This window comes from Nocardioides sp. YR527 (assembly GCF_900101045.1).
GTDB lineage: Bacteria > Actinomycetota > Actinomycetes > Propionibacteriales > Nocardioidaceae > Nocardioides.
On sequence record NZ_FNFN01000009.1, the window covers coordinates 194,679 to 207,256 of the forward strand.

The 12,578-nt window shown below is 70.1% G+C and carries 12 protein-coding genes; 10 read left to right on the forward strand and 2 right to left on the reverse strand.

Going from position 1 to position 12,578, the window contains the following annotated elements; translation table 11 throughout:
* Nucleotides 1-109 precede the first annotated feature (109 nt).
* Nucleotides 110-1,315 carry a PucR family transcriptional regulator gene (locus BLT25_RS24850; RefSeq protein WP_143033849.1) on the reverse strand — a complete coding sequence of 402 codons (1,206 nt, stop codon included), beginning with the start codon at nt 1,313-1,315 and terminating at the stop codon, nt 110-112.
* A 165-nt stretch (nt 1,316-1,480) separates the two neighbouring features.
* Between BLT25_RS24850 and BLT25_RS24855 the strand changes: the two genes are divergently transcribed.
* The 6 genes from BLT25_RS24855 to BLT25_RS24880 all read left to right on the forward strand — a co-directional run bounded on the left by BLT25_RS24855 (nt 1,481) and on the right by BLT25_RS24880 (nt 7,192).
* Nucleotides 1,481-2,314 carry an ABC transporter ATP-binding protein gene (locus tag BLT25_RS24855; protein ID WP_256328776.1) on the forward strand — a complete coding sequence of 278 codons (834 nt, stop codon included), beginning with the start codon at nt 1,481-1,483 and terminating at the stop codon, nt 2,312-2,314.
* Nucleotides 2,314-3,018, forward strand: a complete 705-nt coding sequence (locus BLT25_RS24860; protein WP_091051854.1) for an ABC transporter ATP-binding protein — start codon at nt 2,314-2,316, stop codon at nt 3,016-3,018. The genes BLT25_RS24855 and BLT25_RS24860 overlap by 1 nt, the downstream gene beginning before the upstream one ends.
* A 9-nt stretch (nt 3,019-3,027) precedes the next feature.
* Complete coding sequence (locus BLT25_RS24865) at nt 3,028-3,906, forward strand: branched-chain amino acid ABC transporter permease (RefSeq protein ID WP_091051855.1); 879 nt, start codon at nt 3,028-3,030, stop codon at nt 3,904-3,906.
* 3 nt (nt 3,907-3,909) lie between these two features.
* Nucleotides 3,910-4,992, forward strand: coding sequence for a branched-chain amino acid ABC transporter permease (locus tag BLT25_RS24870; protein WP_091051857.1), 1,083 nt, complete (start codon nt 3,910-3,912; stop codon nt 4,990-4,992).
* Nucleotides 4,989-6,317 carry an ABC transporter substrate-binding protein gene (locus tag BLT25_RS24875; RefSeq protein WP_091051858.1) on the forward strand — a complete coding sequence of 443 codons (1,329 nt, stop codon included), beginning with the start codon at nt 4,989-4,991 and terminating at the stop codon, nt 6,315-6,317. Before BLT25_RS24870 ends, BLT25_RS24875 begins: the two co-directional genes overlap by 4 nt.
* 95 nt (nt 6,318-6,412) lie before the next feature.
* On the forward strand, nt 6,413-7,192 hold the full coding sequence (locus tag BLT25_RS24880; RefSeq protein ID WP_091051860.1) for an SDR family oxidoreductase: 780 nt from the start codon (nt 6,413-6,415) through the stop codon (nt 7,190-7,192).
* A 50-nt stretch (nt 7,193-7,242) separates the two neighbouring features.
* On the opposite strand, the gene BLT25_RS24885 is transcribed toward BLT25_RS24880, so the two are convergent.
* Nucleotides 7,243-8,148 carry a S41 family peptidase gene (locus tag BLT25_RS24885; protein WP_091051862.1) on the reverse strand — a complete coding sequence of 302 codons (906 nt, stop codon included), beginning with the start codon at nt 8,146-8,148 and terminating at the stop codon, nt 7,243-7,245.
* A 70-nt stretch (nt 8,149-8,218) separates the two neighbouring features.
* Here BLT25_RS24885 and BLT25_RS24890 point away from each other — a divergent pair, with 70 nt between their 5' ends.
* From BLT25_RS24890 to BLT25_RS24905, 4 genes are all read left to right on the forward strand, one after another.
* Nucleotides 8,219-8,989: a serine hydrolase gene (locus BLT25_RS24890; RefSeq protein ID WP_176884248.1), complete on the forward strand. Its 771-nt coding sequence runs from the start codon at nt 8,219-8,221 to the stop codon at nt 8,987-8,989.
* Nucleotides 8,990-8,991: 2 nt separating this feature from the next.
* Nucleotides 8,992-10,173: a dipeptide epimerase gene (locus BLT25_RS24895; protein ID WP_091051939.1), complete on the forward strand. Its 1,182-nt coding sequence runs from the start codon at nt 8,992-8,994 to the stop codon at nt 10,171-10,173.
* Nucleotides 10,170-10,748: a C40 family peptidase gene (locus tag BLT25_RS24900; RefSeq protein WP_091051865.1), complete on the forward strand. Its 579-nt coding sequence runs from the start codon at nt 10,170-10,172 to the stop codon at nt 10,746-10,748. Before BLT25_RS24895 ends, BLT25_RS24900 begins: the two co-directional genes overlap by 4 nt.
* A gap of 84 nt (nt 10,749-10,832) precedes the next feature.
* On the forward strand, nt 10,833-12,572 hold the full coding sequence (locus BLT25_RS24905; protein ID WP_091051867.1) for a glycerol-3-phosphate dehydrogenase/oxidase: 1,740 nt from the start codon (nt 10,833-10,835) through the stop codon (nt 12,570-12,572).
* Nucleotides 12,573-12,578: the final 6 nt, after the last annotated feature.

Genomic DNA, 12,578 nt, shown 5'->3' on the forward strand with positions numbered 1-12,578 from the left:
CCGGAGCCGCTAGGCGGAGGCGTGTCGAGACCAACACGGTCCGATCGAGTGCCGAGGGGACTGTGTTGGTCTCGACACGCTCGCCGGCGCTCGCGGCTCGACCAGCGGGCTACTTCTCCAGGGCCATCAGGGCGAGAGCGAACAGCAGGCGGTCGCGCGGGTCGGAGATGCTCCTCGCGGTGAGGTCCTGGATCTGCTTGATGCGGTAGATGACCGTGTTGCGGTGGCAGATCAGGTCCTCGGCGGCGTGGGTGGGGGATCCGCCGTGCGCGATGAGGGCGCGAAGGGTCGCCAGCAGCACGTCGGACTGGTGGGTCGGCTGCGCCAGGATCGGGCCGAGGGTGCGGCGTACGAGCAGCGAGGAGACCGCCGGCGAGGCGGTCAGCAGCACCTGTGGCAGGCGGTCGTCGACGACCGCGATGTCTCTGCGCCCCCGTGGCACCGTCTCCACCGTGTGGGTGGCGAGCTGGAAGGCGGTGCCGAAGCCGCTGAGGTCATCGGCGGTGGCGATCCCGACCCGGCCCGAGTTGCAGACGGCGAGCTGCTCGACCAGATCGGCGACGGCCTCCGCGACCGGGCGAGACCCCACCGGGACCAGCCCGAAGTGGTGGTCGCCGCGGACGTGCCAGAACGACACCAGTCCGGCCTTCTCCAGCCGGTCGTCGGGATTGCGCAGCGGTGAGTCGCGGTTGCCGTCGAAGGCCGCGACCACGCAGGCCATCTGCGCGTCGGCGGCGACGCCGAGGATGTCCTGCACCTCGGCGGCGAACGCGGGGTCGCCACCGCGACCCTCGGCCAACCCGTCCAGGAGCCGGCCCTGGAGCTGCAGGTCGCGACGCTGCAGCAGCGCCGCCTCCTTCCGGTAGGCCGACGACATGACCGAGTTCTGCACGTCCAGGTCGGTCCACACCTGGCGTCCGGCGAGCACCATCACCCGGTCGTCGATCCCCAGCTCCTCCTGCTGGTGGACCATCGCCTCCCACAGCATCCGGGTGCCGACGGTGTAAGCGTTGAGGCAGTACTCCAGAGGTACGCCCTGGCGCGCCCGCCGCCGCCCGGTGTCGCGCCACAGATCGACAGGATTGGCCCCCGGGGTCAGCCCGGCCATGGCCCGGATGCCGCGGCGTACGTGCTCCCGCGTGCTCGAGCGCAGGTCGGCGCGCACCGCCGGCTCGGCGTTCTGGTGCCACTCCGGCTGGATCGCGATCAACGTCAGCGTGATGTCGTCGGCGATCGCGTCCGCCTGATTCACCAGCGAGGCCCAAGCACGCTCCACCAGCGGACGAAGCTCCGAGTCGGGAGATGTGTCGCTCATCACACCCATGTGCGGAGCGTCCCATGCCGACTGCCCCCTTCGCCACCTAACCAGGGAATCCCAGACGCAGCGCCCGAAGGATTTTGGGCGCAGTGCCCATATCCCCCGTTGTGCGGAGAGTCCAAAGTGATAGCCGTCACAACGGGTGAAGGGAGCACGATGCAGATGCCTGGCACAGGTCACGACGTTCAGGCCTCGCCGCTGTTCGCGGTCGAGGGAGTCTCGGTCCGGTTCGGGGGCGTACGCGCCCTCGAGGACGTCTCCTTGGAGGTCGCGCCCCATGAGGTGCTCGGCGTCATCGGCCCCAACGGTGCCGGCAAGACCACCCTGTTCAACGTCGTCTGCGGCTTCGTCAGCCCCGCCGAGGGCGAGCTCCGGCTGCGCGGCGAGAAGATCCACGCCCTCCGCCCGCACCAGCTCGCCGGCCACGGCATCGCCCGGACCCTGCAGGGGCTCGGGCTCTTCGAGCGGATGACGGTGCTCGACAACGTGATGGTCGGGGCCGACCGTCTCGCCCGCGCCGGCTTCGTGCGCGGGCTGCTCGGGATCGGCCACCGCGACGACGCCCGGCTGGCCGCCAAGGCGCGGGAGGTCCTCGGCGAGCTCGGGATCGAGTCGTACGCCGCCCGCTACCCGGGCAGCCTGCCCTACCCGATCCGGAAGAAGGTCGCGCTCGCGCGAGCGCTGGTGGCCGAGCCGGAGCTGCTGCTCCTGGACGAGCCCGCCAGCGGGCTGAGCGCCGAGGAGATGACCGAGCTCGGCGAGATCATCACCGGCCTGACCGAACGCACCGCCGTGATGCTCGTCGAGCACCACATGGACCTGGTGATGTCGGTCTGCCACCGGATCACCGTGCTCGACTTCGGCCGCGTCATCGCGGCCGGCACACCCGACGAGATCCGCAACGACCCGGCCGTCCTCGCCGCCTACCTGGGTGACCAGGTCGAGCACGACGACGCCGCCGAAGTCCACGCACTGACCGTCGCCGAGGAGGCCTGATGTTCGCCGTCGAGGACCTGAGCGCCGCGTACGGACCCGTCAAGGCGCTCAACGGCGTCACCTTCACCGCGGCGAGAGGCCAGGTCACCGCGGTCCTGGGCGCCAACGGCGCCGGCAAGACCACGCTGCTCCGCACCGTGTCCGGCCTGGTGAGGTCCACCAAGGGCAGCGTGAAGCTGAACGACAAGGACATCACGCGCACCGCGACCGAGAAGCTGACCTCGTACGGCCTCTCCCACGTCCCCGAGGGGCGCGGCGTGATCGCCGAGCTGACCGTCACCGAGAACCTCCGGCTCGGCGGGCTGCACCGCGCGACAGGCTCCGAGCCGATGCCGGTAGAGCGCGTCTTCGAGCTCTTCCCGCGCCTGGGCGAGCGCCGCGAGGCCACCGCACACACGCTCTCGGGCGGCGAGCGGCAGATGCTCGTCATCGGCCGCGCGCTGATGGCGCGACCGACCGTACTCCTGCTCGACGAGCCCTCCCTGGGGCTCGCGCCCCGGGTGGTGGCTCAGATCTTCGACCTGCTCCGCGGGCTGGTGCAGACCGAGGAGCTCACCGTCGTCCTGGTCGAGCAGAACGCCCGCAGTGCCCTGTCCATCGCTGACCACGGAGTCGTGCTCAACCTCGGCAAGGTCGTCGCCTCGGCGCCGGCCGCCGAGCTGGCCGCCGACGAGCAGCTCCGCCACGCCTATCTCGGGTTCTGAGGAGCAGACATGCAGCAGTTTCTCGACACCACTCTCGGGGGGTTGGTCCTGGGCGCGGTCTACGCCGCGTTCGCGCTGGCCCTGTGCCTGATCTGGCGCTCGACCCGGATCGTCAACTTCGCCCAGGCGGCGATGGCGATGGTGACCACCTACATCGCGCTCTCGCTGATCAACGCCGACGTGCCCTACTGGGTCGCCTTCATGGCCGCGATCGCCGCCGGGTTCGGACTCGGCGCGGTGATCGAGCGGGTGATCATCCGCCCGGTCGAGGGGAAGGCCGAGCTCAACGCGGTGATCCTCACGCTCGGGCTGTTCATGGTGCTCCACGGCCTGACCGCGATCACCTTCGGCGTCCAGCACCGTGGCTTCCCGGCGCCGGTCGGCACCAGCGCGATCTCGGTCGGGGACACCTCGATCGGCATCACCCCGTTCGGCATCCTGACGATCGTCGTGGTCGCTCTCGTGATGGCCGGGCTCGTGGTCCTCTTCCGCTTCACCGACCTGGGGCTGCGGATGCGGGCGGCCGCGTTCAACGGCGAGGTCTCCCGCCTCCTGGGCGTACGCGTCGGCCGCATGCTGACCCTCGGCTGGGCGCTCGCCGCCGCGGTGGGCGCGGTGGCCGGGATGCTCATCGCCGGTGGCGACCTGGTGAACCCGGCGTTCATGGACCCGTTCGTGATCTACGGCTTCATCGCCGCCGTGCTGGGTGGCCTCGACTCGCCGCTCGGGTCGGTGATCGGCGGCCTGATCCTCGGTCTCTCGCTCTCCTACGTCACCGGCTACGTCGGTGAGCACCTGGCGCCGCTGGTCGCGCTCGGGATCTTGATGGTGGTGCTGCTGGTGCGTCCCAGCGGCCTCTTCGCGGCAGCTGCGGCCAGGAGGGTCTGACCCATGGAACGTCTGCGTTCAATCATCCGCCCGGTGGCGTCGGTGCCCCTGGCACGCCACCTCGTCGTGGCCCTGGTCGCCTTCGTGGTGGCGATGGCGGTCATCGGCAGCTCCAGCCAGTACCTGCAGACCCGCTACGCCGAGATGGCCTACTTCGCCATCGCCGCCGGCGGTCTCACGCTCCTGACCGGCCTCTCCGGCCAGCTCTCCCTCGGCCACGGCGCGCTCATGGCCGTCGGGGCGTACGCCGCCACCCTCGTGCTCGAGCGCACCGGCGGCGAGACCCTGGCCGACGTCTTCGTCGCCCTGCTGGTCGCGATCGCGGTCTGTGCCGTGGTCGGGGTGGTGGTCGGGGTCCCGGCAGCGCGGCTGCACGGGCCCTACATCGCCGGCGCGACCCTGACGCTGGCCGTCGCGGTGCCCCGACTGGCCAACCAGTGGGAGGTCTTCGGCGGCGAGCAGGGGCTCCAGGTGTCCGTGCCTCGCGCCACCGATCTCCCGGCCTGGATCCAGGACCTGGTCTGGTTCTTCACCGCCGTCGAGATCGACCAGTACTCCTTCCTCGCGTACCTCGGCTGGCTGCTGCTCGCGATCACCTTCGTGGCGCTCGCCAACCTGAGTCGCTCCCGGGTCGGTCGTCGCTGGCGCGCGGTGCGGGACGACGACGTCTCCGCCGAGCTGGCCGGTATCCACCTCGGCCGTGCCCGCGTGGTCGCCTTCACCGTCAGCGCCATGGCTGCCGGGCTCGCGGGCGGCCTGATGGCCATGAACGTACGTCTCACGGCCCCGGGCGCGTTCACGATCACGCTCTCGCTGACCCTGCTGGCCGCGGTCGTCCTGGGCGGGCTGGGCAGCCTGACCGGAGCGCTCATCGGGGCCGGCGTACTCGCATTCCTCCCGAAGTTCGCCACCGATCTCGGGGAGTCGGTGGGGCTCAGCGCAACCCAGGCCGCGGAGGTCACCCCGGTGGTCTACGGGCTGGTGCTGATGCTCGTCATCCTCCTCGCTCCGGCAGGGATCGTCGGCAGCCTGCGCACTTTCCTAGCTCGCTCACCTCTCGGGTCAACCAAGGAGAAGACAACATGAGAAACACTGCACGCAGAGCCGTACAGGTCGTCTGTGTCCTCACCACTGCCTCGCTCCTCGCGGCCTGTGGCGCGGGGAAGGAAAGACCGTCGGAGGACGGGACGGCAGTGGGCGTCACCGACACCTCGATCAAGGTCGGTGCGCACTTCCCGCTGACCGGCCCGGCCGCGCCCGGCTACTCGGAGATCCCCTCCGGCCACCAGGCGTTCTATGAGTACGTCAACGACAACGGTGGCGTCCACGGCCGGGACATCGAGATGGTCGTCAAGGACGACGCCTACAACCCGACCAACACCAGCGCCGTCACCAACGACATGATCCTGCAGGACGAGATCTTCGCGATGGTCGGTGGCCTCGGCACCCCCACGCACCGCGCGGTCGTGCAGCGTCTCAACGACGACGGCATCCCCGACCTGTTCGTCTCCAGCGGTTCGCTGCAGTGGGGCGACGACCCGGCCGGCTCGCCGATGACGTTCGGCTGGCAGCCGGACTACGAGATCGAGGGCAAGGTCATCGGTCAGTACGTCAAGGAGAACATGCCCGACGCCAAGGTCGGCCTCTTCCTGCAGGACGACGACTTCGGCGAGGACGGCGAGAAGGGCGCGCGGCAGTTCCTCGACGCCCAGATCGTCGACGTACAGAAGTACACGCCGGGCGGGTCGACCGACTTCTCCCCGCAGATGTCCTCGTTCAAGTCCAAGGGCGTCGACCTGGTGATCGGCTTCAACACGCCGTCCTACACCGCGCTGAGCCAGATCGCCGCCCAGGGCGTCGGCTTCAAGTCGAAGTGGTTCTACTCGAACGTCGGCTCCGACCCGGCGCTCGTCGGCGGGCTGCTGGCCTCGATGACCAAGGGCAAGATCCCGGCCGAGCAGGGCGTGAAGCTGATGGACGGGATGATGACGACCGAGTACATCCCCGGCGTCGACGCTCCTGACGACGAGTGGGTCAAGCTGTGGCAGAAGGTCTGGGACGAGTACTCCAAGAAGGGCTCGGAGAAGCTGACCAACTACCGGATCTACGGCATGTCGCAGGCCTATACCTTCGTCCAGGCACTTCAGGCCAACGGCAAGGACCTGACCCGCGAGTCGATCGTGGAGACGATCGAGAAGGAGGGTGCCTCCTTCGAAGGTCCCGGGCTGGCTCCGTTCCGGTTCTCCGAGGACTCGCACCTGGGCATCTCCGGGATGAGCGTCGTCGAGATCAAGAACGGCGCCTCCGAGCCGCTCACGCCGGTCCTCGTCACCGACATCGGCGACGCCGCCATCGAGGAGGACGACAGCGCCGCCTCGGACGTCCCGCCGTCCTCCGGCATCCCGGAGTGAACCCCCGCAGATACTGATCAGTAGGTACCCGCACGTTCACGGGCCGACCTCGGTTACAGTGATGAACCCTCACTCACGCCACTGGAGGTCGGTCCGTGAACGTACTCGCACCCGGGAGCGGGGTCGTCGTGACCGGAGCAGCCCGAGGAATCGGGAAGGCTCTGGCCACGAGGTTCGTCGCGGAGGGATGTCGCGTCGTCGTGGCCGACATCGACGCCGACGAGCTCGCCATCGTGGCGGACTCGATCGGCGCCTTCGCCGTCCCCGGTGACACTGCCTCGGCCTCCGGCTCCGCCGCGCTCGTGGAGGCGGCCAGGGAGCAGCTCGGGAAGATCGACGCGTGGTACGGCAACGCCGGCGTCGACCGGGGCCGCGGTCTCGAGGCCTCCGACCATGCCTGGCTGACCTCCTACGAGGTCAACGTCCTCGCCCACGTACGCGCCGCGCGGCTGCTGCTGCCGGACTGGGTCGAGCGGGGCGCCGGACGGTTCGTGGTGACCTCGTCCTCCGCCGGTCTGCTGACGTTGCTCGGCTCGCCCTCCTACGCGGCCACCGAGCATGCCGAGATCGCCTTCGCGGAGTGGCTCGCCGCGACGTACCGGCACCAGGGGGTCGTCGCTCAGGCGATCGTCGCGCGCAGCGTGAAGACGGCGATGCTCGAGCGGTCCTCGGGACTGCCCGGGTTCATCTCGGCCGAGGGTGCGCTCACCGCCGAGGAGGTCGCCGACGCGGTCTGGGAGGCCGGGCAGACCTCGCAGTTCTGGGTGTCGCTCGAGCCCGACGTGGCCGAGGAGTACGCCGCGCGCGCAGCGGACGTCGACACCTGGCTCGACGGTGTGAACCGGTTCCGGCAGGAGCTCGACGGCCACGCCTGAGGCCGTGGCAGCCGCAGTGACACCGCGGGTGCGACCGAGGGCCTGTCGAGTCAGCCTCCCAGGCGGTCCAGGGCCAGTGTGTGCGCCTGTGCGAGGGCCTCGTGGGCCGGGCACGGGACGTCCGGGCGTACGCCGGTGCCCTCCCAGTTGGTGCCGGAGACGGGGTTGACGGCGCGGCCGGTGGGGATGGTCGCCTCCAGGTGGGGGTGCACCGTCCAGCCCTTGCACGGGTGCGCGCCGCCGCGGGTGGTCTCGCCGACGATGACGGCACGGCCGAGCTGCTGCAGGTCGTAGGCCAGCTCCTCCGCGGCGGAGAAGGTGCTCCCACTGGTCAGCACGTAGAGCGGCTTGATGCCGCCGAAGCGTGCGCCGAGGACGTACGGAAGGCTCCAGGACTGCTCGGTGCGACCGTCGCTGCGCCAGTGCATGGTGTTGAGATGGGTGCGCTCGTCGAGGAGGTAGCTACAGACGAAGGCGACGGTGTCGGGGTCGCCGCCCCGGTTGCCGCGCAGGTCCACGATCAGCGCCTCGGCGCGGGAGGTCACGGTGAGCGCCGCGCCCAGCGGCTCGGCGGCCCATTCCAGCGGGAACAGCATCGGCGCCAGCTCCAGGACGGCGACTCCGCCGTCGAGCAGCTCCAGCCGGGGCGCGCCGCCGAGCGAGGTGTCGAAGTCACGCCGGATCGACTCCATGGTGGCGGCGCCCTGCTCGGGGGAGACCGGCTCGGCGTGGTGCTTGAGACGTAGGTGCTTGTCGTCGTTGACGGACTGCAGGTCGGCGGTGACGAGACCGGCGAGCTCCGCGGCGTCCTCGACGTCGTAGGAGCCCTCGGCGAGGCGGCGCTTCAGCAGTTCGGCGACCTGCTCGGCGATCTCTGGGAAGACGTAGTGCGCGGTCAGCAGGCGGGTCGTCTCGTCGATGACCGAGGCAGGCTGGAGCGTCGTCACAGGAGTCACGGCAGGGAGTAGAGCACCGGCCCGGGAAACCGTCAACGACGTTTGGGCGACCTCCACTAGTCTCGCGGATGTGGAACCTTTGGTCTCGACCTGGCTCAGTGGCCTCGACGGCATCCCGACGCAGGCGCAGAACGTCAACCAGCAGCACTATGCGGCGAGCCTGATGAAGGTGCCGGTCGCGATCGCCGCCTATCGGCTGCGCGACCGCGGCCTGCTGTCGCTGGACGAGCCGATCGGGGTGCATCCCGACTTCGACTCCGCCGTAGACGGGTCGCGTTTCGAGATGGACCCGGCCGAGGACCAGGACCCCGAGACCTGGGCAGCGGTCGGCTCCCCGCTGCCGCTGGGTGATCTCGTACGTCGCTCCCTGACCGTCTCCGGCAACCTGGCCGTCAACCTGGTGCTGGAGCGGGTCGGCCTCGAGGAGGTCGCCGCGGTGCTCGCCGACGCCGGCGTGACGCCGATGACGACGGTCTTGCGCGGGATCGAGGACGCGCCCGCCCGTGAGGCAGGGCTGCAGAACCTGGCGACCGCCAACGACATGGGCAAGCTGCTCACCAAGCTGGCCTCCGGCCGGCTGCTCTCACCCGAGTCGACCGCCGAGCTCGAGGGGATCCTGGTCGCCCAGGAGTACCGCGACGCGATCCCGCTCGGGGTGCCTGAGGATGCGGTCGTCGGCAACAAGACCGGCTGGGTAGACGGCGTACGCCACGACATGGCGATCATCCGGCCCGCTCAGGGCGAACCGCAGGTGATGGTCGTGCTCACGACCGGCCTGGACGACGACGAGTCGGAGTTCCGGATCAGCGAGGTCGCTCGCTATCTGTGGTCGACCCTGTGACGGTGCCTCGCGTCGCTGCGGTGCGTACCCGGCGTGTCCGGGTGCCGCTGCACACCCCGTTCGTGACGGCTCTGCGTCGCACCGACTTCGCGGAGACGGTCGTCGTGACCGTCGAGGACTCCGACGGGTGCGTCGGCTGGGGTGAGGCGCCGCAGGTCTGGAAGGTCACCGGCGACTCGCTCGCCGGGTCCGCCGCGGCACTCGAGGGGCCGATCTCGGACGCGCTGGTCGGTGCCGCCGCCGACCTGTCGTCAGCCGGCCTGGTCCAAGCCGCCGTCGTCGGCAACCGGTCGGCCAAGATGGCCGCCGACATCGCGCTGCACGACCTCGTCGCCCGGCGGGCCGGGGTGTCCATGGTCGAGCACCTGGATGTGTTGGTTTCGACACGGGCTCGCTGGCGCTCGCCCGGCTCAACCAACGCTGGCCCCCCGTTGGTTGAAGGCCACTTCGTTCAGACCTCGGAGCCGCGAGGCGGAGGCGTGTCGAAACCAACACAGCTGCTGACCGACATGACCCTCTCCGTCGGCACCCCCGCCGACCTCGCGGAGGCGGCGGCCGCCCGAGCGGGGGACGGGTTCACGACGCTAAAGATCAAGGTGGGGACGGATCCGGCGGGCGATGCCGAGCGAGTGCTCGCGGTCCGTGAGGCGGCCCCGGAATGCCGCCTCCGGCTGGACGCCAACACCGGCTGGCGCGCGGACGAGGCGGTCGCGGTGCTCACGACACTTGCCGACAAGGACGTCGAGCTCGAGCTCGTCGAGCAGCCGGTCGCTCGGCGAGACCTGGAGGGGATGGCGTACGTCCGGCGTCACCAGCCCTACAAGATCCTCGCCGACGAGTCGGTCTTCGACCTCGAGGACCTCGTCGACGTGATCCGGGCCGGGGCGGCGGACGCGGTCAACATCAAGCTGGCCAAGTGCGGCGGGATCACGCCTGCGGTCGAGCTGCTGGAGGTCGCGAGGAGCCACGGCCTCGGCCGCCTCGTCGGCTGCATGATGGAGTCCCACCTTGGCATCGGTGCGGCCGCAGCCCTGGTGGCAGCGCTCGGCATCCCCGGCGAGCAGGACCTCGATGCCGGCTGGTGGGCGAGGACCAGTCCGTACGAAGGCGGCATCGGCTACGACGGTCCCCGCATCCTGTTCCCCGGCGCCCCCGGCCTCGGTATCGAAGGAGTCCTTGCATGACCACCGTGAACCAGCCCACCTTCGTCGTGACCGAGCCTGCCGACGACGCCGAGCACGAGACCGAGGTCGTCCCCGGCGAGGAGGTCGTCGTCCTGAAGACGCAGGGGGAGTGGACGTACGTCGTGGTCCCCTCCCACGCCTCCTCGAAGGACGAGCGGGGCTATCCAGGCTGGCTGCCGACAGCTGCCTTGGCCGCACCCGTGGACACCCTGCTCGCCAAGGCACGCACCTACCTCGGCGTTCCCTACGTCTGGGGTGGCACGACGGATGCCGGCATCGACTGCTCCGGCCTGGTCTTCCGAGCCGCAGAGGCCATCGGCGTACGTCTCCCACGCGATGCCCGCGACCAGGCCGCCGCGCTCGAGGCGATCGACCTCGACGACGTCACCGAGGGCGACCTCTACTTCTTCGCGCGCCCCGACGGACGGGTCATGCACGTCGCCATCGCCACCGCGCCTCCCGAGCCCGACGGTGCCCGCCCGATGATCCACGCCGACGGCGACAAGATGCTCGTCGTCGAGGAGCCGATGCCCGCCGACCGCCTCGCCACGCTCGTCAGCGCCGCCCGTCTGTGACGGCTGCGTGACTTATCAGTCCGCGCCGGTGAATTCTCGCGCGCCAGAAGTGACAATTCGATGTGGTGAGTTAACTTCGAACGTATGACTCGTACAGGGGCACTGAGTCCACACAGCCGTGATCTCGCGATCGGAGCGATGGTCGGAGCAGCGGGAGAGACCGAGCTCGACGTCCTCGTCGTCGGAGGGGGTGTGACCGGCGCCGGGGTGGCGCTGGACGCCGTCACCAGAGGCCTCAGCACGGGGCTGGTGGAGCAGCGCGACCTGGCCTCGGGAACGAGCTCGCGGAGCTCGAAGCTCGTCCACGGTGGGCTCCGCTACCTCGAGATGCTCGACTTCGAGCTGGTCCGCGAGGCGCTTCAGGAGCGCGGTCTGCTGCTCAACACCCTGGCCCCGCACCTGGTCCGGCCCGTGCCGTTCCTCTACCCGCTGACCAACCCGGTGTGGGAGCGCGCCTACATCGGCGCGGGCCTCGCGCTCTACGACGGCATGGCGAGCTTCGGCCCGCTCTCCGGGATGGGCAACTCCGGCCTGCCGCGCCACCGCCACCTCACCCGCCGGGGCGTGTCGAGGATCGCCCCCGACTTCCGCACCGACACGATCACCGGCGCGATCCAGTACTACGACGCCCAGGTCGACGACGCCCGCCTGGTCATGACGATCGCCCGCACCGCGGCCTCCCACGGCGCCCACATCGCGACCCGGGTCCAGGTGACCGGGTTCCTGCGCGAGGGCGAGCGGGTCGTCGGCGTCCGGGCCCGCGACCTCGAGCACGACCAGGACCTGGTCATCCGGGCGAAGACCGTCGTCAACGCCGCAGGCGTATGGACCGACGACATCCAGGCGATGGTCGGCGGCCGCGGCGCCCTGCACGTCAAGGCGTCCAAGGGCATCCACCTCGTCGTACCGCGCGACCGGATCCGCTCCGAGTCGGGCTTCATCGTCCGCACCGAGAAGTCGGTCCTCTTCGTGATCCCGTGGGGCCGCCACTGGATCATCGGCACCACCGACACCCCGTGGACCTACGACCTCGCCCACCCGGCCGCCTCCAAGACCGACATCGAGTACGTCCTCGATCACGTCAACGCGATCCTGCGCGAGCCGCTCGACCTCGAGGACGTCGAGGGCGTGTACGCCGGGCTCCGCCCGCTCCTGACCGGTGAGTCCGACCAGACCGCAGGTCTCAGCCGTGAGCACCTCGTGGTCACCCCGCTTCCGGGCCTGGTGCTGATCGCCGGCGGCAAGCTGACGACCTATCGGGTGATGGCACGCGACGCCGTCGACGCCGCAGCCCACTCGCTGGGGACCACGACCAACATGACCCTGCGCGACTCGATCACCGACAAGGTGCGCCTGGTCGGGGCCGAGGGCTTCGAGACCCGCTCCAACCAGCGCGTCCTGCTGGCCCGTCGTTCCGGCCTCCACGTCGCCCGGATCGATCACCTCCTGGGCCGTCACGGCGGCCTGATCGACGACGTGCTCGACCTCATCCAGGAACGCCGCCCGCTCGCGCTGCCCCTGGAAGGCGCCGAGGACTACCTGGCCGCCGAGGTCGTCTACGCCGTCCAGTGCGAGGGGGCTCGTCACCTCGACGACGTCCTCGAGCGCCGCACCCGGATCTCCATGGAGACCTTCGACCGCGGCGTCAGCGCTGCCCCGGGCGTCGCCAAGATCATGGCTGACGAGCTCGGCTGGGACGAGGCGCGCACCAAGGAGGAGGTCGACCACTACCTGCGCCGCATCGAGGCCGAGCGCCGCTCGCAGCTCCAGGTCACCGACGAGGAGGCCGACCGCGCGCGCTTGGAGGTCGAAGACCTCGTCTGACCTGTC